At 48.9% G+C, this 24,875-nt stretch carries 20 protein-coding genes; 7 read left to right on the top strand and 13 right to left on the bottom strand.

What is annotated here, in order from left to right; translation table 11 throughout:
* The first annotated feature begins 69 nt into the window (after window positions 1–69).
* Window positions 70–1,470 (top strand): serine hydrolase, encoded by a 1,401-nt coding sequence (locus NZ043_RS11235; protein ID WP_339311811.1) that lies wholly within the window; start codon window positions 70–72, stop codon window positions 1,468–1,470.
* 169 nt (window positions 1,471–1,639) lie between these two features.
* Here NZ043_RS11235 and nagZ read toward each other — a convergent pair whose 3' ends face one another.
* The 7 genes from nagZ to NZ043_RS11200 all read right to left on the bottom strand — a co-directional run bounded on the left by nagZ (window position 1,640) and on the right by NZ043_RS11200 (window position 9,727).
* The gene (gene nagZ / locus NZ043_RS11230; RefSeq protein ID WP_339311809.1) at window positions 1,640–3,358 is read right to left on the bottom strand and encodes a beta-N-acetylhexosaminidase; all 1,719 of its coding nucleotides are present in this window, start codon (window positions 3,356–3,358) and stop codon (window positions 1,640–1,642) included.
* A 31-nt stretch (window positions 3,359–3,389) separates the two neighbouring features.
* Complete coding sequence (locus NZ043_RS11225; RefSeq protein ID WP_339311807.1) at window positions 3,390–4,586, bottom strand: DUF1343 domain-containing protein; 1,197 nt, start codon at window positions 4,584–4,586, stop codon at window positions 3,390–3,392.
* The gene (locus NZ043_RS11220) at window positions 4,586–5,296 is read right to left on the bottom strand and encodes a hypothetical protein (RefSeq protein WP_339311805.1); all 711 of its coding nucleotides are present in this window, start codon (window positions 5,294–5,296) and stop codon (window positions 4,586–4,588) included. The genes NZ043_RS11225 and NZ043_RS11220 overlap by 1 nt, the downstream gene beginning before the upstream one ends.
* A 48-nt stretch (window positions 5,297–5,344) precedes the next feature.
* On the bottom strand, window positions 5,345–6,454 hold the full coding sequence (gene ugpC / locus NZ043_RS11215; RefSeq protein WP_091038031.1) for a sn-glycerol-3-phosphate ABC transporter ATP-binding protein UgpC: 1,110 nt from the start codon (window positions 6,452–6,454) through the stop codon (window positions 5,345–5,347).
* A 43-nt stretch (window positions 6,455–6,497) separates the two neighbouring features.
* Window positions 6,498–7,331 carry a carbohydrate ABC transporter permease gene (locus NZ043_RS11210; protein WP_017691096.1) on the bottom strand — a complete coding sequence of 278 codons (834 nt, stop codon included), beginning with the start codon at window positions 7,329–7,331 and terminating at the stop codon, window positions 6,498–6,500.
* 64 nt (window positions 7,332–7,395) lie between these two features.
* Complete coding sequence (locus tag NZ043_RS11205; protein WP_133386994.1) at window positions 7,396–8,319, bottom strand: sugar ABC transporter permease; 924 nt, start codon at window positions 8,317–8,319, stop codon at window positions 7,396–7,398.
* A 55-nt stretch (window positions 8,320–8,374) separates the two neighbouring features.
* The gene (locus NZ043_RS11200; protein WP_133386995.1) at window positions 8,375–9,727 is read right to left on the bottom strand and encodes an extracellular solute-binding protein; all 1,353 of its coding nucleotides are present in this window, start codon (window positions 9,725–9,727) and stop codon (window positions 8,375–8,377) included.
* Window positions 9,728–10,089: 362 nt separating this feature from the next.
* On the opposite strand from NZ043_RS11200, the gene NZ043_RS11195 reads away from it, so the two are divergent.
* Together NZ043_RS11195 and murQ are read left to right on the top strand one after the other, a co-directional pair.
* A complete protein-coding gene (locus NZ043_RS11195; RefSeq protein ID WP_339312717.1) occupies window positions 10,090–11,046 on the top strand; it encodes a BadF/BadG/BcrA/BcrD ATPase family protein in 957 nt (318 codons plus the stop codon).
* Window positions 11,047–11,068: 22 nt separating this feature from the next.
* Window positions 11,069–11,974 carry an N-acetylmuramic acid 6-phosphate etherase gene (gene murQ / locus NZ043_RS11190; RefSeq protein WP_091038024.1) on the top strand — a complete coding sequence of 302 codons (906 nt, stop codon included), beginning with the start codon at window positions 11,069–11,071 and terminating at the stop codon, window positions 11,972–11,974.
* A gap of 148 nt (window positions 11,975–12,122) precedes the next feature.
* Here the strand turns inward: murQ and NZ043_RS11185 are convergent, their stop codons facing one another.
* Window positions 12,123–12,962: a MurR/RpiR family transcriptional regulator gene (locus tag NZ043_RS11185; protein ID WP_339312715.1), complete on the bottom strand. Its 840-nt coding sequence runs from the start codon at window positions 12,960–12,962 to the stop codon at window positions 12,123–12,125.
* Window positions 12,963–13,087: 125 nt separating this feature from the next.
* A complete protein-coding gene (locus NZ043_RS11180) occupies window positions 13,088–14,317 on the bottom strand; it encodes an anhydro-N-acetylmuramic acid kinase (protein WP_339311800.1) in 1,230 nt (409 codons plus the stop codon).
* Between the two features lie 282 nt (window positions 14,318–14,599).
* On the opposite strand from NZ043_RS11180, the gene NZ043_RS11175 reads away from it, so the two are divergent.
* The gene (locus NZ043_RS11175; protein WP_133386998.1) at window positions 14,600–16,012 is read left to right on the top strand and encodes an N-acetylmuramoyl-L-alanine amidase family protein; all 1,413 of its coding nucleotides are present in this window, start codon (window positions 14,600–14,602) and stop codon (window positions 16,010–16,012) included.
* A gap of 34 nt (window positions 16,013–16,046) precedes the next feature.
* Window positions 16,047–16,607: a GerMN domain-containing protein gene (locus NZ043_RS11170; protein WP_289390900.1), complete on the top strand. Its 561-nt coding sequence runs from the start codon at window positions 16,047–16,049 to the stop codon at window positions 16,605–16,607.
* Between the two features lie 74 nt (window positions 16,608–16,681).
* Here the strand turns inward: NZ043_RS11170 and NZ043_RS11165 are convergent, their stop codons facing one another.
* From NZ043_RS11165 to NZ043_RS11150, 4 genes are all read right to left on the bottom strand, one after another.
* Window positions 16,682–18,271, bottom strand: coding sequence for an MBL fold metallo-hydrolase (locus tag NZ043_RS11165; protein WP_339311797.1), 1,590 nt, complete (start codon window positions 18,269–18,271; stop codon window positions 16,682–16,684).
* Window positions 18,268–19,938 carry an iron ABC transporter permease gene (locus NZ043_RS11160; RefSeq protein WP_339312713.1) on the bottom strand — a complete coding sequence of 557 codons (1,671 nt, stop codon included), beginning with the start codon at window positions 19,936–19,938 and terminating at the stop codon, window positions 18,268–18,270. Before NZ043_RS11160 ends, NZ043_RS11165 begins: the two co-directional genes overlap by 4 nt.
* Window positions 19,939–20,019: 81 nt before the next feature.
* Complete coding sequence (locus NZ043_RS11155; protein WP_339311795.1) at window positions 20,020–21,093, bottom strand: ABC transporter substrate-binding protein; 1,074 nt, start codon at window positions 21,091–21,093, stop codon at window positions 20,020–20,022.
* A 73-nt stretch (window positions 21,094–21,166) separates the two neighbouring features.
* Window positions 21,167–22,183, bottom strand: a complete 1,017-nt coding sequence (locus NZ043_RS11150; RefSeq protein ID WP_047840482.1) for an ABC transporter ATP-binding protein — start codon at window positions 22,181–22,183, stop codon at window positions 21,167–21,169.
* Window positions 22,184–22,592: 409 nt separating this feature from the next.
* On the opposite strand from NZ043_RS11150, the gene NZ043_RS11145 reads away from it, so the two are divergent.
* Window positions 22,593–23,501 carry a LysR family transcriptional regulator gene (locus tag NZ043_RS11145; protein ID WP_076253950.1) on the top strand — a complete coding sequence of 303 codons (909 nt, stop codon included), beginning with the start codon at window positions 22,593–22,595 and terminating at the stop codon, window positions 23,499–23,501.
* Between the two features lie 147 nt (window positions 23,502–23,648).
* The gene (locus NZ043_RS11140) at window positions 23,649–24,509 is read left to right on the top strand and encodes a hypothetical protein (protein ID WP_091038015.1); all 861 of its coding nucleotides are present in this window, start codon (window positions 23,649–23,651) and stop codon (window positions 24,507–24,509) included.
* Window positions 24,510–24,875: the final 366 nt, after the last annotated feature.

Below are 24,875 nucleotides of genomic sequence, written 5' to 3'. Positions count from 1 at the left end.
TGGAAGGAGAGGATTCAAATCTTACGCAAGTTAAATGAAAGACAACGTATTTCCACGGTATATTCATCCATGTTCCGCATTCTGTTAGCGCTCATCCTGTGCGCAGGCCCGATTCTGGGACAAGCTGGTATTACGGCATCCGCAGCGCAGGCGACGCAAGCAGTTCACATTGAAGTGAATGGTGAGCAACAATCCTGGAAGAACGCACCACTTATATTCAAAGGCTCAACGTTTGTCCCACTGCGGGATGTGGTCACATCGGTTAAAGGCACGTTGAAATGGGATAATCGCACCAAGACGGCTACCATTACCGTTGGCAGAGACAAGCTGATCCATCAGGCTGGTAGTAATTCCATTAAGGTAAACAAGGTCGATCTGGCTACAGGTGTGAATTCACGTACCGTTAACGGTACGTTGATGGTACCTGTCCGGGCTATGGCTAATGCAATCAAGGCAGACATCAAGGTCCAACGCACAGCCACGGGGCAGATGAGTGTAAATATGGTCACTGATCAAGTCAGCCTACTGAACAGCGAGGTTGCCAGCGTTGATACGTATCTGCGCGAGATCAACTATCCAGGTATGGCTCTGATCGCGCGTGATGGTGAAGTTCTGCTAAGACAAGGCTACGGACTTGCCGATGAACAGACGCTGAATCGCCCGGATCAGAAGACCCGAATCGCATCGCTGAGCAAATCCTTCACGGCCGCGTCCATTCTGAGTCTGGTTGAGGATGGTAAGATTAATGTGCAAGATCCAATCTCCAAGTATATCTCTGGTATACCAAAGGGAGATCAGATCACGCTGCATATGCTGTTATCCCAGACTTCAGGTCTGCCATCCGCATTTGGTCGGGGTGAAGGAACTTCTATGGAAGAGACTGTAGAAGAGATTCGTCACAAAACGCTGAAATTCGAACCGGGGAGTGCCTATCTGTACAGCAACAGCGGTTATGTTTTGCTCGCATACGTCGTTGAACAGGTATCTGGCATGAGTTATGCCGACTACGTGCAACAGACGATACTGAAACCACTTGGTATGAAAAATTCGGGAGAGGCCTCCCGTAAAGTGCATACGATTAGTGGTTTTGTTCAAGAAAATAACGCATGGGTAACTGCGCCTTACTATGTGTCTCAATCCGGTTCAGGAACCATCTATTCCACGGTGGACGATATGCTGAAATGGGATCGTGCGCTCTATACAGACAAGATTCTAAGCCAGGATACGATTGAACAGATGTATGAGCCTTATTCTGATAAAAACTATGGCTACGCCTGGATTCTCAAAGAGAATGGCGCAAACCGTACCGTCTTCCATAACGGTAGTGGTGGCGGGTTTGCCACAGCCTTTTCACGTAATCTGTCCGATGATATCACGATTATCCTGCTCGGCAACCATGCAGGTATGGACATGACTTCACTTTTGGATGAAGTTGAGGCCAAAACAGCAGCAGCACTGCAATTGCAATAATCCATAATTAATCGTTTATACAGAGCAAAGAGACGGTCCTTTAAAGGATCGTCTCTTTGCTCTGTATATGTTTTCATTTTAACGACTCACACTTCCGTATAAGCTCAGCCCACAATCCAGCTCTTCTTCATCCTGCAAAAGGCAGATTAACTCATATTCTTATCACTGCCTAGGAGACATCCGCTCTTTCATCATCTGTCTGCTTTAATGTTACAGGAAGTTTCCCCGCAAAAGGAATGCGCCCCATCAGCGCCTGAGCGACGCTATCCATGACAAGTGGCCGGCTCTCGTAAGCCGCTACATAGACCTGGGCATCCGGAAGCGCCAGCAGATCATAGGGGCTTCGCAGTGCCACAATAGCCAGTGGTTTGCCCAATTGCTGTATCCAACCAATCAGCCTGCACTGTGGATCGCCGGAGGGGCTTCCCGCATTGTAAGTTCCCACCACAATCTGCCGAATGTCATCTGCTTCCGCTGCCTGAAGCAGACGTGCGGAACGAATGGCGACTTCCTCGGGTGTGACCGTCAGATCGACAACATCAAGACCATACATGGATAAGGCTGAGCCCAAGGTGAATGTCTGAGTCAGCTGTTCGTCTGCAATTGTCGTCATGGACGTGGCAACCGTTATGACCAGCGTGCGTTCCGGCTTCAAAGGCAGCATATTCAGCTGATCGCGCACCAGTGTGATACTATTCTCGCTAATACGGCGGGCAACCTCTTGGTGTAAAGAATTGTTGCGCTCCGACCAACTGGATAGAGCAGGAGTGTTTGATGCCTTTGACAATGATGCATTCGATACTACAATATTCACTTCATCATCACCTGCACCGCCCATTCCACTCTCCAGCAAACCACGCTTCGCCTTGTACATCAACAAGCGATTCACCGACTCATCAATACGTCTCTCGCTAATCCGCCCGCTCCTCACAGCTGCTAACAACGCTTCAAATGCCTCTGCCTGAAGCTTAGCCGTATGGCTAATTAACACCAGATCTGCCCCGGCCTCTACCGCCATTACGGCTGCATCGACAGTGCCATAGTTCACGGCAATAGCATCCATCTCCATGCAATCTGTCACGATCATGCCCTCATAACCCAGTTCCTGGCGAAGCAGACCACTTAATACGGTTTGTGATAGCGTTACGGGCAGACGCTCTGGTTCCAGTGCAGGGAAATAAATATGCGCCGACATCATGGCATCGACACCTTCGGCGATGGCGGCTCGGAATGGAATCAATTCCAGGCGCTCTACCCGATCACGATCATGAGTGATGATCGGCAGGTCCAGATGAGAATCGGTATCCGTATCCCCATGCCCCGGGAAATGCTTGGCTGTCGCTGCAATCCCAGCGTCCTGTATTCCCGCAATGGTTCTGGCCCCATATTCTGCAACAGATTGTGGTGATTCGCCGAATGATCGTACACCGATGACCGGATTGGCCGCGTTATTGTTCACATCCAATACCGGAGCAAAGTTCATGTTAATGCCCATGGATTTCAGCTCCAACCCACTGATATATGCCGCCTGATATGCATCGTCAATGGAACCGGCAGCAGCAATGGCCATTTGTCCAGGCATCAGAGCGATTCCTTCGGTAATTCGGGCAACCATGCCGCCCTCCTGATCAATGGATATCCAGAGCGGCACATTACCGCTGCTTTTGGCAATCTGTTGTAGCCCTAACGATAACCGCTCTACCTGCTCTGGCGACTCAACGTTGCGCGCAAAATAGATTACGCCACCGATGGGATACTTTCGGAGAAAGGGTTCCACATCGCCAGCAGCTTCGGTTCCATGAAAGCCACAAAGCAGCATTTGCCCGACTTTCTCACGCAAGGTCATCTGTTTCAGCCTCGAATGGTATAAATCTTTTGGCCCACTCATTTCATGCCTCCCCCCGATAACAAACATCCATTCATTCATATAACAAAAACGGCTTTCGCCGCTCCTTCCATTCCGCTGCTTGTACATTCCACTCTTCGATTAAACGAACGAAGCCCGCCCGGTCATAGATCGTTTCCCTGACTTCCTTCCCCCCTGCCAGCAGGTCGATAAAGTATCTTGAACCCGGCTCTGGTGGCTCCAGCCAGCAGAATTGCTCCGGATAGAGTGACACCAGTTCATGCAAAAGCACCAACCCTGTCTCTACCGCTCGGAATTTCCTGCTGTCCGTTACAAAAATCCTTACACCACCACACAGCTCACCTGCATGTTTGGAGAATGTTGGGGACATGTACACTGGATGCACATGCACACCTTCCAGCTTGTATTCCCGAAATCGTTCCGCCAAACGTTCACCCTCAACCCAGGGTGCCCCAATCCACTCGAATGGGCGGGTCGTGCCCCTGCCCTCCGATACATTAGTGCCTTCGAGCAGGCATGTACCCGCATATACCCGCACACTTTCCAGCGTGGGCATATTAGGAGAGGGTAGCATCCAGGGAAGCCCACAATCCGCAAACTCCATGGAGCGCTGCCATCCTTCCATGGCAACCACGTCCAATTCGCAAGGTACGTCCATCTCGCTGTTGACCATCAGGGCGAGTTCACCTACCGTCAATCCGGTACGTACAGGTACACGCCAAGCGCCAACGAGTGATTCATACCCCGCGTTCAGCACACCGCCTTCCACAACGTTTCCTCCCAGCGGATTGGGACGGTCTAGAATCAGCATACGTTTGCCTGCTCCAGCACAAGCATCCATCATATGGAACAAGGTTGAGGCATACGTGTAATAACGGATACCCACATCCTGAATGTCGAATAGCACCGTATCGACTCCAACCAGCATTGCAGGCGTAGGTCTCTTGTAATCTCCATACAGGCTGAACACCGGAATGTCCAGACGTGGATGGAGCATGTCTCCGAATCTGACACCCGCCTGAAGCTCTCCATCCAGTCCGTGCTCACAGGCATAGAGCGCTGTAAGCTCGGTATTAGCCAGTCCGGCACACACATCTATTGTCGATACAAAATCCGCTGTAATACCAGTCGGGTTTGTAATTAGACCGATTCGATTACCCGTTATCCATGGATGCGATAATCCTCTGGACAGAAGATCAACTCCCGTTTTTACAGCCGGGATCTGCTCGGTCTCATTCAACTGACCCATCACACATTCCCCTGGCTTATCCAGCCTGTATGCTGGTGATCATTACCGCCTGTTACGACAGGCTCTTCTTCAGGCTCCAGCACATTAAGAGCAACCTTATGCTGATAGATGGCAAACATACCTCCAAACAGCGCTCCGAAACCAACGACAGTCAGCATCAGCAGCGCACTCAGGCACATGGCCTGAAAACAAGCGCCCATCGTGTACCCCGGGTGACGGAAGAACAGCTTTACACTTTCCCCCATCGCTTGAACGATGCCCATGTTTTTTTGTAAAACAAGCTGCCAGGTATAGAACTGTGACATCAGCGCCATGAGAACAAAGAACGTCTGGAATACACCCACTGCTGTACCTGTAATTCCACCCTGTCCACCGTAATACCACCAGGTTGACCATAGAATGAAGCCAAGCACCGCGAAAAGCACACCCAACGATCCTCCCGGGATTATTCCCTTCAATGTTCCGACACAGATATCCTTAAGTCCATTGCGCCGTTCCTTACGTTCCAATCTGTGATGCACGGCATAACAAACACCGAACAGGATGGGCATATATATCAAGGCCAGAAGCAGCACCGCGATCGGCAACGGAGCAAACATCAGAATGGGAACCAATACGATGGAGCTAACGACACTGTACAAGGCCACCGGAATAATATCCCGATAGATTTCTGCACCCGACTTGATCAACACTTCACTCAACTTACGCATCTTCACCCTCCCCTTTCTCACCGTTCCTTCTTCACCAGGCCTCGTCTTTTACTCCCGTCCAATCGCAAGCTCCGTTTCTGGATCGAAAAAGTGTGCCTTACGTAAGTCCAGCACAAACTTTTTATCCATTCCTACATAAGCATGTGTTTCCGGGTGAACCTTGGCCGTAACAGTACGGGCACCGGAATGGAAATACACCAAATTCTCGGAGCCCAGATGCTCTACAACCTGAACTCGCGCCTGCAGCATATGGTCTGTCGGGATGTTCGGAGCGACATCATCACCAAAAATATGTTCTGGACGCAGACCCATAATCACCGGCTTGCCTTGATGACTCTGAAGACGAGCAAGTACATCTGCTGGCAAGGTGAATGATGCTCCCTCGATGACAACCTGCGTGCCTTCAATCCGTGCATCAATGAAGTTCATCGCCGGGGAACCAATAAATCCGGCAACAAACATATTTCGCGGACTCGCATACAGCTCTTTTGGTGAAGCCACCTGCTGGATATCTCCATGATTCATGACCACGATACGTTCCCCAAGTGTCATGGCTTCTACCTGGTCATGCGTCACGTACACAATCGTGGCACCGAGACGTTTATGCAGCTCTCCCAACTCCACCCGCATCTGCACCCGCAACTTGGCATCCAGATTGGACAGTGGTTCGTCGAATAAAAACACCTGCGGGTCGCGGACGATCGCCCGGCCCACCGCAACACGCTGGCGCTGACCACCAGACAGCTCGCGTGGTTTGCGCTCCAGCATCGCTTCCAGTCCAAGAATGGAGGCCGCATTCTGCACCTGTTCATCAATATAGGACTTTGGCTTTTTCAGATTTTTCAGGCCAAAGGAAAGATTCTCACGGATGGTCATATGCGGATAAAGTGCATAATCCTGAAACACCATCGCGATATCCCGATCCTTCGGATGCAGATCGTTAACAAGCCGGTCACCGATCACAATATCACCGCTCGTTTGTTTTTCAAGTCCGGCAATCATCCGCAGTGACGTTGTCTTGCCACAGCCCGAAGGACCCACAAACACTACGAATTCCTTATCCTCTATAACAAAGTCCGAGCCGGCCACAGCCGTGAACGTTCCTTTATGATCGTCTTTGAATTCTTTGCGCACTTGGCGAAACTCCACGCGTGCCATAGGTAGATCCCCCTTTACATTGTCGCTTGTCCTGAACTAACAGTTAACCTTTAACCGCACCGATCGTAATGCCCTGCAGGAAGTAACGTTGCAGTGAGAAAAACAGAATAATCATTGGCAGCGCACCTATTGTTGCCCCTGCCATCATTGCGCCGAAGTCCGTTGATTCGGCAAATACAAACGAGGCCAACCCCACCTGAATGGTACGCATCTCGTTGGAATTGGTAATGAGGAACGGCCAGAAGAATTCGTTCCACGAAGCCACAAACGTGAATATCGCCAGCACCGCGATTCCCGGCTTTGCCATCGGCAGAATGACTTTCCAGAAGATACCGAACTCACTGCATGCATCGATACGTGCCGCATGGATCAGCGATGTGGGCAGCGTGGACATAAACTGTTTCATCAAGAATATGTTCCCTACGCTAACGGCAGCAGGCAGAATAATGGCCGTATACGTATCCCCCAGGTCAAACACGTTGACCATCAGAATGTACAAAGGAATCAGCGTCACCTGTGCCGGGATCATCATTGTCCCAAGCAACGTCCAGAATACCGCCTGACTACCCGGAAACTTCAGTTTGGCGAACGCATATCCCGCCAGGGAGGCGAAGAATACATTTGTAACGGTCAGAATGATCGAGATGAGCAGCGAGTTGTATAACCAGCGCCAGGCATCGGTTTTGGCAAAAAAGCGCTCATATGGTGATAACGACAGCTGCTCTGGAATCATCTGTGGTTTAAACGAAGCCGACATCGCGCTATCCTGCACCGAACCAACGAGCATCCAATACATCGGAATGACCGTCACCAGTGCCCAGACCACCAGCAGAATGGATGCAACAACGAGCAGGATCTTTTTCTGTGTTGATTTCATGGATTTCATTCACCCCCGGATGCTTAATGCAATGTGCTCTAATAGCACGTGTTTTGAACTACCTCTAATACTCAATATCGCTGGAGAAATATTTGAACTGAATGACGGAGATGACAATGATGATAATTGCCAATACGAACGACTGTGCCGAAGCCAATCCGAATTCATAGAACTTAAATGCTGTCTCGTAGATCAGATAAGCGATTGTAGTTGTCGCAAAGTTTGGTCCACCTTGTGTCATCAGATATACCGAGATAAACACTTGGAAGGATGTAATAACACCCGTGACGAGCAGATACAGCGTCGTTGGTTTGAGCAGCGGCCATGTAATCTTGCTGAACTGGGTCCAGCCGCTGGCATGATCAATATCCGCCGCTTCATACAGCGATTTCGGAATACCGCCCATGGCTGCCAGATACAGAATAATGCCCGCTCCGTGTGATCCAAGCCAGTTCATCAGAATGAGGGAAAAAAGTGCCGTTCCCGACTGGCCCAACCAGATCACCGGATCAAGGCCAAACAAGCCGAGAAAACGGTTGAGCAGCCCCGAATCGGTAGGATCAAAGATTGCCAGCCATACAATGGAGATGGTTACCCCGGAGGCTACCGCAGGCAGATACATGGTAGCTTTGAAAAAAGTCTGCCATTTAGTTTTCATTTGATAGATGAAATAAGACAGTACAAATGTAATGAGAATATTGACCGGGACTGTGCCCAAGGTGAAGATCACTGTATTTTTAATCGACTTCCAGAACGTCTCATCCTTCACTAAACGCTCGTAGTTATCCAATCCAACCCACGTTGAGTTCATAATGTTGTATTTCTGGAAGCTCATCACAAGAGCCGTCAGAACAGGATACAGTGTGAAAATGAGAAACAGCAGGACAGGCGCCAAAATAAACAAATACGCCCACCCGTAGTCTCGCCAAAACCGGGCAACCCGGGAAGTCCGAGGCACGGACGGTTTTGGCGCAAGGGCGGTCTGCATGGCGAATCCTCCTCTCCTAATCAGTGTGGTTTTACGTTATGTTTGATTGTCTGAGTTACTGTCCAAACATCTGCTGGCCTTTGCTCTTGAAGTCTTCTGCGATCTGCTCTGGTGATTTTTCTCCCGAGAACAGCGCCTGGATGTTTGGCTTCACAACCTGTTCCTTGAATTGTTTTTGCTGGGATGCTTTGTCGATATCCAGTTCCAGTACAACCGGCATCGCGATATTCTCTGCCATGACTTTTGCAGCAGCCAGATTATCCGGTTGACCAAGTTCTTTTCCTTTAAACAGTTCCACTTGGGACTGTCTTACGAATGGAAGTGCCAGTTCATTGGCCGAGTTCCCTGCTTTGGCACCACTAAGCGCCTCCATCACAAGGAACGTATTTTTGGCATGCTGTTCGCCTTTGTCCTTCTTCTGTTTGAAGGCTACATACCCTTCGCCGCCCATCGTTGTGGCCGCAGGTTGATCATCATTATGTGGTACAGGCAACAGGACAAAATCAATCTTCTCTCCTTGCACCTTGCCATCATCGATGTCCTTGTTGCGGTTCTGAATCATCACATCATAATAAGGAATCGCTTTGGAGATAATCGCCGTTTCCCCCGCGTAGAACATATCCGTCCGTTTCGCTGGAGCGAGAGCCGCCGTTTCCTTCGGCATATACCCTTGATCCATCAGGTTTTTGATAAAAGAGAGAGTATCCAGAATGCGACCATCATTCCATTGGAACGTGCCGTCTTTATCAAGAACATCGATCATCCCGTTGTTACGAGACAGCATTTCAATGAAGTCAAGCGAGGTTCCGTCGGTAACCAGTGCATATTGCTTGGCCCCGCCATCCAACGTTTTGGTCAGCTTGGCAGCAGCATCGTTGAATTCGGACCAGGTCCAGCCATTTTGCTGAATGGACTTCCAATCAATGCCCGCTTCCTCCAGAATACGTTTGTTACCACCCCAAGCCCATTGGAATTGATACAACGGCAGTCCGTACTGTTTCCCCTGAATCTGGCCTAAATCCAGCGTACCTGGCAGGTAGTCGTCCTTGATCTCAGGTGTCAGGTAGCTGTCCAGCTCAAGTGCCAATCCCGTATTCACATATGTGCCGTCTACGCTATGAAAATAAAGATCCGGCGGGTTACCTGCGTTCAGAGCGACATCGAATTTTTTGGGCCCTTCCGCCCAGGAGAGCATTTCCGTCTTCACGGTAATGTTCGGGTGTTCTTTATTGAAATCAGAGATTAGATCCTTCAGTTCATCTTCATATGTGCCATGTACAGGATAGGTCCATACCGTTACCGTATCATCGGCATTCGGGTCATCCGAAGCAGCACCTCCGCTATTCCCACAAGCTGTAACCCAGACCATCATCAACAACATTGCCCATACCAGACCCTTCTTTTTCATCCCTTCATCTCCTTAGCATGTCATCATCCGATTCTTTCATTGCCTAACCATGCTACCCCTTTGTGATCGTTCGGCCTTCAAACGCCATCCACCTATACACGTGGCAGTAAGGAAAAGCACCTCCCCTGTAGATTGGGCCTGCCAATCGCAGGCTAAATCTCTTAAATGCAATATTAACGTCAACTTAATTGACATCAACAGTATTGATTCCTTCCAAAATTGTAGATTGAATTCATTATATGAGTTGTAAAATAAAAATTCAACATTATTTTTTGTTATAAAATTTAATTTTACTTTTTCTTTTCATCCAACTATACTATGTAAAAAGAAAACCAAAGCAAGCGAGGTGAGCCACTTTGCGAGTGTATGTAGGCGTAGATGGAGGCGGTACCAATACTGATGCAGCAATCATTTCTGAATCTGGTGAAATTCTCGCCCGACTCAGCGGCGGTCCCACGAATCCTCACAGCGTATCAACTGAACAGGCCATTTCCGAACTGCAACGAGTGCTGGAACAGCTATTTAATCTAATAAGTGATTTATCGACAAATTGTGAGGGTATATGCCTTGGTATGTCAGGTGTAGATACGATCCAAGAGCGGCAACTTATAGCCAAAGCAGTAAATAACTATATGAAGAGTCGTAATCGACAGGCATCAGAAGGTTGTCCAGTCTGGGTTGTATCCGAAGGAGAGATTGCTCTGATGGCCTCTCTCGGACATACGCACGGTGTATTATGCATCTCTGGAACAGGGTCCATCGTGTACGGATTTACGCGGGAAGGCGAGCGATACCGTGCAGGAGGCTGGGGTCACCTGCTCGGAGATGAGGGGAGCGGCTATCGTATTGGGCAGCGTGCACTCCAAGTGGTTATGCAGAGTTATGACGGTGTTCTTCCTCCAACCCGTTTAACCCCGCTTCTTCTAAAGAAACTGAACCTTCGGGATATATCGGAGCTAAAGACACGGGTGTATCAGACGGATTGGGGCAAAACCGAGACCGCATCCATCGCCCGCTTAGCTATAGAAGCAGCTGAACTCGGAGATGAGGCCGCCCGGGCACTGATCATCGACGAAGCCTCCCAATTGGCGGATACCGCCAAGGCGCTGATTGCCCGTCATCGGGAATTTGCATCCACTCAGGTTGTCCTGTCCGGATCACTTTTTCGATACGCTGCACTTTTCCGAAATACATTTATTCAGAAGTTATCGGGATATTATGGAGAGTTGGACTTTGTATATCGTGAAGATGCCCCCGCTCCAGCGGTTGGCGCAGCACAACTGGCAAGAAAACGCTGTTCCCTGAATGAATCATTTTAAAAGAGAGAAGGAGGCCATACAGATGAATCACATGCTGAATTCACTAATAACAGAACAACCCAATCCACTAACGGATCATATAGATGAATTGCCTTCGGCAGAAATTATGGAGCTAATTAATAAGGAAGATCAACGGATTGCGGAGCTCATTCAGCCCCTAATTCCGGTCATTGCTCAGGCTGCGGATCGGATCTTGAAGGCGTTTCAGTCTGGCGGCAGGCTTTTTTATGTAGGCGCAGGAACCAGTGGACGATTAGGAATACTTGACGCTTCGGAATGCCCGCCTACCTACGGAACCCCGCCCTCCATGGTGCAGGGTATTATTGCAGGGGGATTCCGGGCAGTGAAGGACCCGGTTGAAGGTGCTGAAGATAATGAGGAGTTGGGAGCTGCGGACCTTGATGAACATGGCTTAGACAAAAACGATGTCGTGGTTGGCATTGCAGCCAGTGGACGAACTCCGTATGTGCTGGGTGCGATGAGACACGCCAAGGAGATCGGGGCTACGGTGATCAGCCTGAGTAATAATGCAGGCACGCCGATGACCCTGTTGGCTGATGTGAGCATTGAGGCTGTTGTCGGCCCAGAGGTTGTCATGGGTTCAACACGTATGAAGGCAGGCAGCGCCCAGAAAATGATTCTGAACATGCTCACCACTACCGCCATGATTCGTCTGGGCAAGGTTTACCGTAATTTCATGGTTGATCTGAACCCTTCGAACGAGAAGCTTGTCCATCGGGCCAAACGCATGATCCATCTGGCAACCGGAGCGAATGAAGCCGATATTGAAGAGGCTTTTACCGGTGCAGACGGTCATGTAAAAACGGCAATCGTCATGCTGATGGCAGGCGTGGACGCAACGGAAGCCCAGCACAGACTTGATCTGGCTGACGGATTTGTCCGTAGCGCCATTGCGGGGCCTTCCTGAGCCGTACAGTGGGATATTTCTAGAGGTTGAAAGAGAGGAGCCCGATATTAGTCTGGGCTCTTTTTTTGATTTTTTTATACTAAAAGCGGATATAATCGTCAAAAAATCCCCTCCTGCATAATCAGAAAGGGATTCATATGGTTCTACTTCACTTGTGCTCCAGAATAGCCTGTCGACTCTTTTCCAAATATTCCACCGACTGGTTGTAATCCCGACTGGCAATCGCTAGATACAAAATATCGATCACGTTCAACTGTGCAATCCGTGACGAAGTTGCTCCGCTCCGAATATCACTTTCGGTGGAAGTAATCATCAGGGGTACATCCGCCATACTACTGAGTGTATTACTGCCCCACTTGGTAATGCTGATTGTCGCTGCACCGCCATCTTGAGCATGCTTAAGACAGGAGATTACGTTCGACGTCTCCCCTGAATACGAGATACATACAACCGCATCATCCTCACGAAGCGTCGTTGCGGACGAAATCTGCATATGCGGATCGGCGAACGAAAAGCTTGTGCGATTGATTCGCATGAACTTGTAATGTGCATCCAGCGCAATCAGGTTGGAGGCCCCTACTCCATAGAAAAAGATCCGGTTCGCCTGATGAAGCACGTCCACAGCTTTTTCCACCAGACGTGGGTCCAGAATATGAACCGTATCCTTCACCGACTGAATATTGTTTGCGGACACATGCTGAATAATGCTCTCCATGGAGTCCTGGGGACGAATCTCCGTATATTGATATGGCTCACTCGTCTGCAAATCTCCGGCAATCTTCAGCTTCAGCTCCTGAAAACCCGTTACACCCAGTGATTTGCAGAGACGGATAATGGCAGCTGGGCTGCCTCCACTCCGTTCAGACAACTGGGCCACCGAGGATTGAACAGTTTCTTGCGGGTGATCGAGAATATAAGCTCCGATCTTCCGTTCGGACGGAGTCAAGTCATCCATTAATGCGCGTAAACGCACAAGTCCACCTTTCATGCCTTCCATTCGCTCCTCCTTTCCGTACTGCATTCATGTACAAGCATTTTATCTTATAATTCCACTCGCGTCTAATCGAATTCCTCGCCCTTCCATAACTGAACTCCAATTAAAGTCAGGCCTCACTAGAGTGTGAGATTGCCTGAGATTACGGCGTGTTTCGCGCCGGTTACGGCCGGGAGTGTATTGGTTCTGCCCATAAGTGCCTCATGGCCAAGTAGAGCAAATCCAATGGCTTCCCGAGCATCATCAGGTACGCCATAATCTGCTGTTCGTTCCAAACGGATATCCTTCGGTAGTCTCTGACGGATCATCTCCATTAACGTGGCATTGGAAGTGCCACCACCGCACGCGAGCATGGCCGATATTTGCACCTTGGGCAGAATAAAATCCTTCACTGCACGCACGATGGTTTCCGCGGTCAGACAGGTGGCAGTAGCCAGCGTATCTTCAAGGGATAAGGAACGCGCTGCGGCCATCTCCATCAGTCTCACTGCATACGCGGCTCCATATACTTCTCGCCCGGTACTTTTCGGCGGAAGTCTTTTGAAATACTCCTCCTCCAAACACAGTTCTACCAGACGCTGATCCACCTTCCCCTGTGCGGCAATACTTCCATTCGGATCATAATGCTGCCGTCCATCCGTTGCCTGCCGCACAATGGCGTCCATCACCATATTGCCCGGTCCCGTATCAAATGCCGAAATACCTTCGGTAGATGACTCGGAGGGAAGCACCGTCACATTGCCAATGCCGCCGATATTCTGCACCAGCCGTCCTTCCGTCGGGATACGGAACATCAGAGCATCCGCATAAGGCGTAAGCGGGGCACCTTCCCCACCAGCGGCCATATCCCTTGCACGCAGGTTACCAATCACTGGCAGTCCTGTCCGTTCTCGAACGACAGCACATTCACCGATCTGCAATGTCGATACCACATCAATACTGGCTCCCGTTGGCCCTGGAAATGCAGAGGCTACAGGAGCATGCCATACCGTCTGTCCATGCATGCTAATCACATCCACCTGCTGCGTTGAGATACCGGCAGACCGCATCAGTTCCGTAACGCTATGCGCATACCACTCCGATACACCAAAATGCGCGGCTGTCAGCTCGTCGACACGCGCCGTCCCCGGTGAACATAACCGGATCAGTACGTCTCTCAATCCATTCGAATACGGCACACAGACGAAATCAACCAGCTCGATCTGCTGTATTGCCCTGCTCATATCGGTTTGAATACGCACCAGTGCCGCATCTGTTCCATCAAGTGACGTTCCTGACATTAGTCCGATGACCAGATGCTCCTGCTTCAAACGATACTTCTCCCACATCGGATAGCTGCCTGTATCCATCCACTTCCAACCTCCTGCAAGACCCGATGAACACGTCATCCTGCCATAATTTCACCCAGTATATGATATTAAATTTCACAAGTCAAACATTATATGAAATTTAATTACATTATTGAAAATAAAAAGAGAGATATTCATCCCATTTACGATCACACATCACGTTTTCCTCCATCAATTGATAATTAGATATCAGAAGAGAAACATTTTTACATTTTTACCGTTTATAATATGTAGGTATATTTTGGTAGTCATATATAGATCTAATACTAGTCGAGGTGCATAATGAAGAAAACCATTTTACTATTGTTTCTGAGCCTGTTCTTACTCTTTTTGCTCCCTAATCAGGGAAATGCCGCTGCAAGCACGTCAAAAATCTTTATGGATGGAGAGGAATTAGTCCTCCCAAGTGATGTACAGGTGACGATTATCAATAAAAACGTGATGATCCCGATTCGTGTCGTTGCCGAAAATTTGAAATTCAAAGTCGATTGGAACCAACAAGCACGCACTGTAAAAATTCAGCAAGATCAACAGACGATTTCCCTAACCGTGGATCAAAAGCAAGCCATGGTTGCTGACAAACAAGTCACTTTGAACACAGCACCGCAAATTTTGAACAAAACGCTGGTGGTGCCCATTCGATTTGTCAGTGAACAAATGGGGCTTAAGGTAAGATGGAACAATCAAGACAAGATCGTATACTTAACAAACACCAGTAAGGGACCTGCTATCGACCCAGGCAACAGTTCTGGAAAAGGGGATTCAACGTCTACCGCTAAGGTTACCGATATCCAATTTGCCAACAATCAGCTCGTTTTATCCACGGATGGGGCCGTTCAGCCGGTAGTAACGACCCTCAAGTACCCTGATCGTTTGGTTGTGGACTTGCCTGGAGCAACCTTTGGTGATATCTCCCAACCGCTGGATCAAGGACTCAATGGCAAGTTGGATGTGAGCGGTTATCCCAATGTGACAGAAGTGAGATATTCGCTGTTCAAACGAGATCCGGCGCAAGTTCGCATTGTCGTAGAATTGAATAATGTGAAGGATGTCCAGTACAGCCAGAACATCATTGCCGATAAACTGATTATTGATCTGAATGTTGCGGGAGACAATGTCACACCTGCTCCAGTCACTCCAGTAGGCGATTCAGGACGCAAGGTCGTGGTCATCGATCCAGGACACGGTGGCAGTGACCCGGGGACGATCAGCATCACGAACAAACCCGAAAAAGAATACAACCTGGCATTGGCTCACAAAGTACAAGCCCTGTTGCTCAATGAACCTAATATCGAATTGGTGATGACTCGTGAAGGTGATACCTATCCGACCCGTCCTGAGCGTGTTCAGCTCGCCAATCAATTAAATGCAGATGTATTTGTATCTATCCATGGCAATAGTGTGAAGTCCGCCCCCCAAGCCACAGGTACAGAGACATATTATTATCAACGCAGTAACAGCAAGGAATTAGCTACTATCATTCATCAACGTTTGGTGAAAGCCATGGGTCTCAGAGATCGTGGTGTGAAAAATGGCAACTTGGAAGTAATCCGAGACACGACCATGCCTGCAGTGCTTTTGGAAGTGGGATTCTTGAGTAATGTACTCGATGAAGAACTGATGTCGTCCGAAGTTGTTCAGATGAAAGCCGCTCAAGCGATAGCCGATGGAATCAAGGAGTATTTGGGCCTATAAATCATCAAATAAATCAGATGAAGGAAGTGATTCTTTGAATAAGAAGTTAGGTTGTGCACTTATATTATCATGCTTGATCCTTATCGGAGTTGGATGTGCCCAGAAGCCAGTGAGCCAATCCGGTTCAAATGAACCTGCTGTTCAGGGAGGACAGGTGCAGGCACCAAACCCATCCGAAACGGAGGTGGATCTGGGCACAATGAATACACAAGTCGTCGATGTATATTTGGCAGACTCTCAGGTACTTGAGCTTGAGAAAACAGAGCAGGAAATTGAATACAAGGATGATTCCGAAAAATATGAAAAAACATTTGCAGCGTTGCAAACGAACACCGATTCGGAGCTTGTTTCCCTCTGGGAGCAGGTGGAATTGCTCTCTATCCAATATGTTGAGGGTACAGTGACTTTGGATGTTCATATCCCCGCTGAAGCCAATCTCGGTACCAGTGGAGAATTGCTCGCATTGGAAGCTTTAACTACAACGATGTTTCAATTTGATGAAGTGAACAGCCTGGATATACTGGTGGATGGTGAAGCCGTTGATAGTTTGATGGGCCATGCCGAACTGGAACACCCTATTCATCGCGAACCCTAAAGATCACACAACAATGGAAAAAGAACGTCCCAGGGACGTTCCAATCTGGCGCATCAATTCGATTCATGCACAATTCACACATATAGCTCGTCACCAGCAGACAGTGAATGTATAACTGTTCCCGGTGACGGGCTATTTCTGAGCAAACCTTCTTTTAAACGGTCCGTCTCTGCCCGGTCAGTATGCACAAGGACCGTATGCCTTGCTGGAACCTGATGCAGCATCCGTTCAACATCCTTCCAGCCCTGATGCACTTTATAACGTATTTTCCGCACCACACACACTCCATAATTGTCAGGAACCCGTAGCAGCTTATCAGCAAATGTACCATGAGCAACATGCCCGGTGAGCAGAATCAGATTCTCCTCCCTGTCCGATAATTGACTATAATACCAACGGGCAAGCGAGGACTGCATCATGCCGTCCGGAATGAACCATAGCGAAGCAGCATGATGTTCCAACAGTTGTTCCCGCTCTTGGGTGGTCGTAGGCAGATCCCATCCTCGTCCAGTCAGAAAGCCATCAATTTTGTCTTTCAACGAACTTCCGATGACATGCTCTCCCTTCTCCCTCAACCAATACGGAACATGCATAAGCTGCTTCATGCCGTCTACCAGCCCGTGTTCCACTACGATTGGGATAGCCGGGAATTGTTGCTGTGCCCACAGTATGATCTCCTGTCCACGACCTACGACAGGCATGGGTAAGAGCACCTTTCCGCCTTGAGCAATCGTCTGGCGAATGGCTCGTTTAAGCTGTTCCAGTTTGTCGGCCTGTGTATCCTCGTCCGTACCGTAGGCAGCATCAACGATCGCCAGATCCACTAGCCCGAGAGAAGATATTGGCGCAGCGTCTGCTACGTTTGCTCTGTCTGCTCTGACTGCTCCATCTGCTCCGTTCGATGTGAAATTTCCCTGCTTCATGGGTATCTCCATGGATACAAGTGTTCTTGACGATGCCTCTGATGCAACAGATGTCTGATCTTGTGACGTTATGAATTCTCCAGTCTTTTTCCCACTATTTATGGCGATTAGTTCCTCCGTACCCCACCGTTCGCTGCTCGGAGCATCGAACACAGGATTCTCACGAAGCATGTTTGTCTGCCAGAACGCCTTCGCTGGACAATCCGCCTGTAAAAGCAGCGATTCGGACGTGTAGTCCCCGGAATAAAAAATCCGCTTACCTTCCATTTCAACCCCAAACCACACCGATCCAGCCAGATGTCCACTCCGGCCCCACATCACTTTTACTTCGGGAAAAGGTTCAAACCAGGTTTGGGATACGACCTCATCTTCCAGATACCGATAACGAATAGCCTGCTCATCTACTTCATCATAAGGAAGTTCTTCGCCTATACGCTCTACAAACCTACGCCAGTTGGCAAAATACGTACGCAGCTGCGCCCTCGTCTCTCTAGTCGTCCACACTTCACCCTGGTAGCCCATCTTATACAGCAAAGGGATGGCGACCGAATGATCCTCATGGGCGTGGGACAAAAACACCGCGTCCAGTTGTGGGACAATCTCCGGATCGATCAGCGGATACTGGCCTTTGCCTTCTTTTTTGACACCACAATCCAGCAAAAGGCGGAACCGGCTCCCGCTCAGGAGATAGGCGGAACGTCCATGTTCCCCTGCACCGCCCCATACGTTCAGTTTGATCATGATGCATTCCACTTTCTCTTTGAATTCAGCAGTTCGATTCCCAGCAGCATCAGCACCGTCATGCCTACAGTTACAACGGCCATCGCCATTCCGAGTGATACCTGACCTTGTTCGAACTGGGCAAAAATATACGTAGCCGACGTCTGCATCGACGGCGGAAGAATCAACAACGAACCTACCAGCTCCCGGGTAGCAATCGTAAAGGTCATCATCCAGCCGGCCAGCATGCCGGGCAGGATTAGCGGGATCAGGATTCGCCGCAGAATATACAGCGGTTTCCCGCCAAACACTTGCCCAGCCTGGAACAATGTTCCGTCAATCTGGATAAAGCTCGATTTTACATACTGCACGGTGTAAGGCAAGAAGAGAACAACGTACGTGAGCACTACCATGCCGTAGGTGTTATACAACGTGACTGGCATCCAGGGTGAGTTCCAGAAAAGAATCAGACCCACGACCATCACGATGCCCGGCACCGTATTAGGCAACAGACTGAACAGGTCAATCACACGCTGCATGAATGAAGATGATCTGCCAATCGCGAGAGCAAAACCCGTACCGATAATAACAGCAACGGTTGAAGCCGCGAGGGATAATCCCAGACTGTTCCCGATGGCCTTCATACTCACCGATCCCCAAGATAACAGCTCCTTGTAATGATCCAAGGTGAGATTATCAAAAGCAATTCCCGATCCCCGTAACTTCATGGTCGAAGCGGCGATGATGGAGAAATACGGAATACCTACCGACAGGATCAACAGGATTGCAAGATACGCCCCGCATAACCATCCAGCCCCGCCACGAAGAGAATATCGCTTCGAACGTTGCCCTTTGCCACCAACCAGACGATACGTGAACTTCCGGCTCATGGCAGACTGCATATACCACATCACCAGACAGACGGACAGCAGCACCGATGCCAGCGAAGTCGCCTTGCCGAAGTCAATCGGCCAACTGGAGATGTACTTATGAATTTCGGAGGTCATAACATAGTAGCCAATCTTGCGCCCGAAGGTTGCCGGTGTTCCGAATTCCGCAATCGTTTTGACAAAGACCAGCATGATCCCCATGCCGTAAGACGACAACAATAAGGGTAAAATAATACGTCTGAAACGGTAACCTGCACGTGCACCGTGCACAGCTCCCGCTTCTTCCAGATTGCCACCGATGCGGATCAACGCATCTCGAAGCAGCAGATACAGGAACGGGAACAGGTGCAAGCTCATGATGAGCACCATGCCCCAGAAGCTGAAGAACAGCTCACTCCAGCCCGCAGATGAGGGCACCCATTGCTGGAGATATCCCCCTTTTTGCATAAACAGAATCCAGCCCATCGATCCGATATACGGCGGGGTCATGAACGGAATCATCAGGATTACATCCACCCAGCGATGTTCGCCCATCCGAGTCTTCGCCATCATCCAAGCCAGCGGTAGCGCCAGCAGCGTGGTTACTGCTACAACGCAGATACCAAGCCAGACGGAATTCAGCAATACACCCGATAGATGATGACCGGTAATCGTGCGAATCGGAGCCATCCAGTCCCATTGTCCATCCGGATACACACTTTGCCAGAAGATCAGCAAGAGCGGTACACCAATGCTTATGGTCAGCAGAAAGAGGGCCAGAATCACGCCCACTCTCCGAAAAATTCGGTTGTTGTCCATTCCAACAGGTTTCACTACGTTCACCTCACATGACTTTCCACAGACAGCAGGTATTCCTTTTGCCTAGTTGTCTCTATCCTATTATTTAAAAGTCTCGGAAAAACGCGCCGCTGTCTCTTCGCCATGTTCGCTCATCCAGTTCCAGTCCACTTTAAGCTGTGGAATATCCTTCACATTGGCACGGTTAGTCGCTTCAATGTCTTCGCGGCCCGGAATCAGATAGGCATCTGCAACGAGCTTCTGAGCTTCATCGGACAACAGGTAGTCAATGAACGCTTTGGCATTCTCTACATTTGGACTGGATTTCAGAATCGCTGCCGGTCTTGGGCTGATTACCGTGCCTTCCTCAGGATATACGATATCCAGTGGTTCACCTTTTGCTTTGGAGGAATACGCCATGTAGTCCACACCTGCCGCTACGATGCTTTTGGCACCCGTAATGACTGGATCAAGTGCTTCCTGATTGGCACCTGCCATCGCTACACCATTGGCTTTATAGGCACTCAGCAGATCCCATCCTTTTTCACCATTTGCACTCAGGTACCCTGTGATGAAGTCGAGTGCTGAACCTGATAATGTAGGGTCGGGAATGTTCACTGCATCTTTCCACGCAGGCGTAGCCAGCTCTGCCCAACTTGTTGGTGGTGTAGATACCAGTTTAGTGTTATACACAATCCCTAGTGCGGAAGCACTGCTGCTGAAATAGTTGCCCTCTGCATCCGACCAATCCTTGTTCAGCTTGTCTGCATTGGCTGCTTCAGGGTAAGACATGGTCAGTCCGTCTGCTTTCAAAGCCTGTGCTGAAGGTAAAGAGGCTAGAATTACAACGTCTGCAACCGGATTGGACTTCTCTGCTTCCATACGAGCCAGAATTTTGCCTGTCGTTCCCTGGAACATCTCAACTTCAATCCCCGTTTTGTCCGTAAATCCACTCACGATGTTATCCGCCAGCTTCTGTGGGCCAGCACTGTACAAGACCAACTTGCCACCAGCCGGTTTCGTTGTTTCCGCCGCTGCTGCTGTGTTTCCCTCACCCGCGGGTTGTGCCGCATTGCCTGTGGTTGTGTTCCCTGTACTACATCCGAACAAACTGATACTCATTACCGCTGTTAATAACAGCATTGCGCTCTTTTTCCGTGTCTTCATACCCAACATATTCGTCCATCTCCCCTGGTTTCTTATAAAAAAATGTGTACTTCTGCTTCCAACTGCGTGCTTGTTCAACAATTTAATATGCCACTGCGATCGCTTCGTTCTGCTTCATACTCGGGTGGTCATAACCGTCCATTCGGCATATCCGCTCAGGGGTTACATAGAGCTGCACCCGCTCCCCTACGCGCACTCTTTGGTTCATATAGGCTGTCCATACGCCCAGCCCTTCCATCTGCACTCGTACTTCATAGCGCTCACCTACATAGCTGACACTAAGTACCGTCCCCGGATAACACAGATCATCATGGCCTGTTTTGTTCCAAGTGACATGCTCTGGTCGCACCATCGATTGATTAGGCGTGAGCCAGTTGGACTTTCCGATAAACGAAGCGACATATGGATCACTCGGCGCCGAATATATCGTTTCCGGACTTCCCTTTTGCAATATCCGACCCTTCTGCATCACCACAATCTCATCCGACATCGACATCGCTTCAATCTGATCATGTGTGACGTACAGCGCAGTCAGCCCCATGTCCCGAACCAGCGACATCATCTCAATCCGCATCTCTTCCCGGAGTACAGCATCCAGTGCACTCAGTGGCTCATCAAACAGGATCACACCAGGTCTGACCGCTACGGCTCTGGCAAAAGCAACCCGTTGCTGCTGTCCACCAGATAGCTGATGAGGATATCGATCTTCCATGCCTTGCAGGCGAACCATACCAAGTGCTTCATTCACCTTTTGCCGGAGATCAGATTTCTGTTTTCCGGCCTTCAGGCCAAACGCTACATTTTCGTATACGGTCATATGCGGCCATAATGCAAAATCCTGAAACACCATGCCCAGATTACGCTTGTGTGTTGGTATATCAATCCGCTTCGCCGCAGAGTAGATACACTGACCATCTGCACGAATCTCTCCCGCGTCCGGCTGTTCCAGCCCGGCCAACATGCGGAGCAGTGTTGTTTTGCCACAGCCCGATGGGCCGAGCAGGGTCGTGAACTTTCCATGTTCAAGCGTTAGATCTGTCGGCAGCAGCGCGGGTGTTTGATTGAATGATTTTTGAATTCCTGTCATCTCTAATTTCATAAGCATATCCCTGCCTGTCTTCTGTTACTTGATCTCTTGCACTGTTCTCAGTCTAACGTCCGCTTTCGCGAGTTGTATGTCTTGTATGTAAAATTGGAATTAACTTTTTAGATGAATTCTGTTGATGTTCATAGATTAAATCTATAGTAGGTGAATTAAATTAATTTTCATTTTGTCGCTCCGATTACAGCACCATCTTCCGATCGCTGTTATCCCCAGATTTCTTATATTCCCTTTATGAAGGGAGAAATCCGGGGATAAAGGCGAAGCATATGCTTCCGAAGCAGCTTTCTTCCAGAAAGCTTTTGGCTCCGCTTCTTCAGATTGGTTCTGTACTCTCCGTCTTTATGAAAAACATTAGATCATCTTATATATTGGGGCTAGTAGAAGTGAAAGGAGTGTTGGAACATTGAATCTGATCAAATTGCAAATTGTTGAGCTGATCGACAAGCATCATCACATGACAAGCGTGGCCGAGTTACTGGGGATCAAGCAACCTACCGTTACATTTCATATGAAGTCATTGGAGGAAGAGATGGGTGTGCGATTATTTGAATCGCGCAGTGGAAAGACCTTTCTAACCGAGGCTGGACAAGCTCTGCTCCATTATTCCGTCAAAATCAATGCTCTGACCCAAGAGGCACGACGGGTCGTAAAGGAATATGACAGTCTCTATCGGGGCACCCTGCACATTGGAGCAAGCTATGTACCGGCTACATATTTGCTGCCCACCATACTCAATACCTTTTCGCAGGAATTCCCGGGCATTCGTATCGTCTTATCCGTCAAACCATCACCTGTTATTCGCGAAATGTTAATTAGGCATCAGATTGATCTGGGGGTGATCTCTTCCGAGCCATTTGTTGGACCCGCACTGCAAGCTGAGACGTTGTGTGAAGACGACCTGGTATTGATCTGTTCTCCGCAACATGGGTTGGCCCAGAAGGATGCATTAACACCTGATCATATCGCACAGATTCCTTTTGCTTTACATGGCAATGAATCCAGTACTCGTCGGTTAACCAATCAATGGCTTGCGCAACATGACATTCGTTTGCGGAGTACGGTGGAGATGGATTCCCTGGAAGCGATCAAACAGCTCGTGTTAATCGGGGGGCATGTCTCATTCATGTCTCGGATGGCGGTACAGTGGGAGGAACAGCACGGGCTCATTCAAGTTCTTCCCATTCCCGGAGAGCAGGCACCACGCCATATATACACCGTACATAACAAGGACCGCCACCCTTCAGTTCAGGTAAACCGCTTCAAAGAAGTGCTGCGAGAGGTGAGTCACGGCTTCCCCATTTTCCATGGCTGATTGCCTTGATCCGCTATAAACTATCGTTTGCCATTCATCAAATCTATGCAGGGTTAACGCAATGTGCGCTCCCCGTTAATCGCTTTCATATATTCGGGCGATAAAGTGGGATCTGTACGTTAATCCAGATTAGGAGAGTGATTGGTTTTGAAAAAGTGGAAAAAGGTAACCGCCTCATTGATGCTGAGCATCGTAACATTGGGAAGTGGAATGACATTTCTGGGAGCACCCCAGGCTTCAGCTGCTGCCAATGCCGTTCCTGCTTATGAAGTAAAGTTTCTGGCCAAGCCGGAACTTGTATTGAATACAGATGGGACACCACGCAGTGAAGTGATTCAGACACTCGGCCTGAGTTCCACGCCAAGAAACATTAACGTAGAGTACTTCGACACCAATGCTCTCGGATTGGATCAACAAGGATGGAACGTTCGTTTTCGCAAAAAGGATGACAAGAATAACTACGAATTGACTTATAAAAAACGCTACCCTGTGATCAATGGCGATATCAACGCAGCGCTGACTCTGGCTAACCAAGAGGGTTTTGATAAATCAGATGATAACTACGAGGCTGAAATTGATTGGGGATACGGCAAACAGACGCTGAGCTTCTCCAACACCAAAAAAGTCGATACCAAAGCGACAGGAGTCCAACTTCCTTCGCAACAAGAAGCCTTGAACATGTTACTGGACAAGCTTCCGGGCAAATTGAAAAACTGGACTTCCTCCAACTGGGGCAAGCAGCAACTGACTCAATCCCGTGCATATGGTCCGATAACGTTCCAACGATATGAAGGTACATGGAATGGTCAAGAGCTTACACTCGAAGTATGGCCGATCCGTGACGCAGCAGGTACAGGTATTGAGAATATCGTAGAGGTCTCTTTCAAAACCGATGATGCTGTAGCCGTATCCGGACTCCGTACCCAACTGCTGCAATTGCTGGAGAACAACAACTGGCTGATTCCGGCTGATGGCTTGAAAACACAGACGATTCTGGAAAGATACTAATTGCTAGCTCTAACAAAAAAGACAAGTTCCTCTTCCTGCGGACATCGTAGGAGAGGCCTTGTCTTTTTTTGCGTAGTGAATTAAATGATCTGTTATTTAAGTAATTCTACAATTAACATCGGTTGAGATTTTACTGGTTATTCGCTCAACAGTTTGGATGATGGGCACTATGTATTGGCTATTCTACAACTCGGTAACCTATATCAATTCAATTTATAGTAGAGAATTACGTGGTTCAATGATCAGAATTCGCTATATCATCTCATATTATCATATGGACTTCTTATTTGTATGACAATATGCGATAATTGATAATGATTCTCAAATACATCATATGTAATGTTACTACTGCAAGTTAAGGAGGGA

Origin of the sequence: Paenibacillus sp. FSL k6-2145, assembly GCF_037976585.1 — a bacterium.
Classification (GTDB): Bacteria; Bacillota; Bacilli; order Paenibacillales; family Paenibacillaceae; genus Paenibacillus.
Note: the sequence above shows the minus strand (reverse complement) of the source record. Positions and strands in the feature narration are given on the sequence as shown.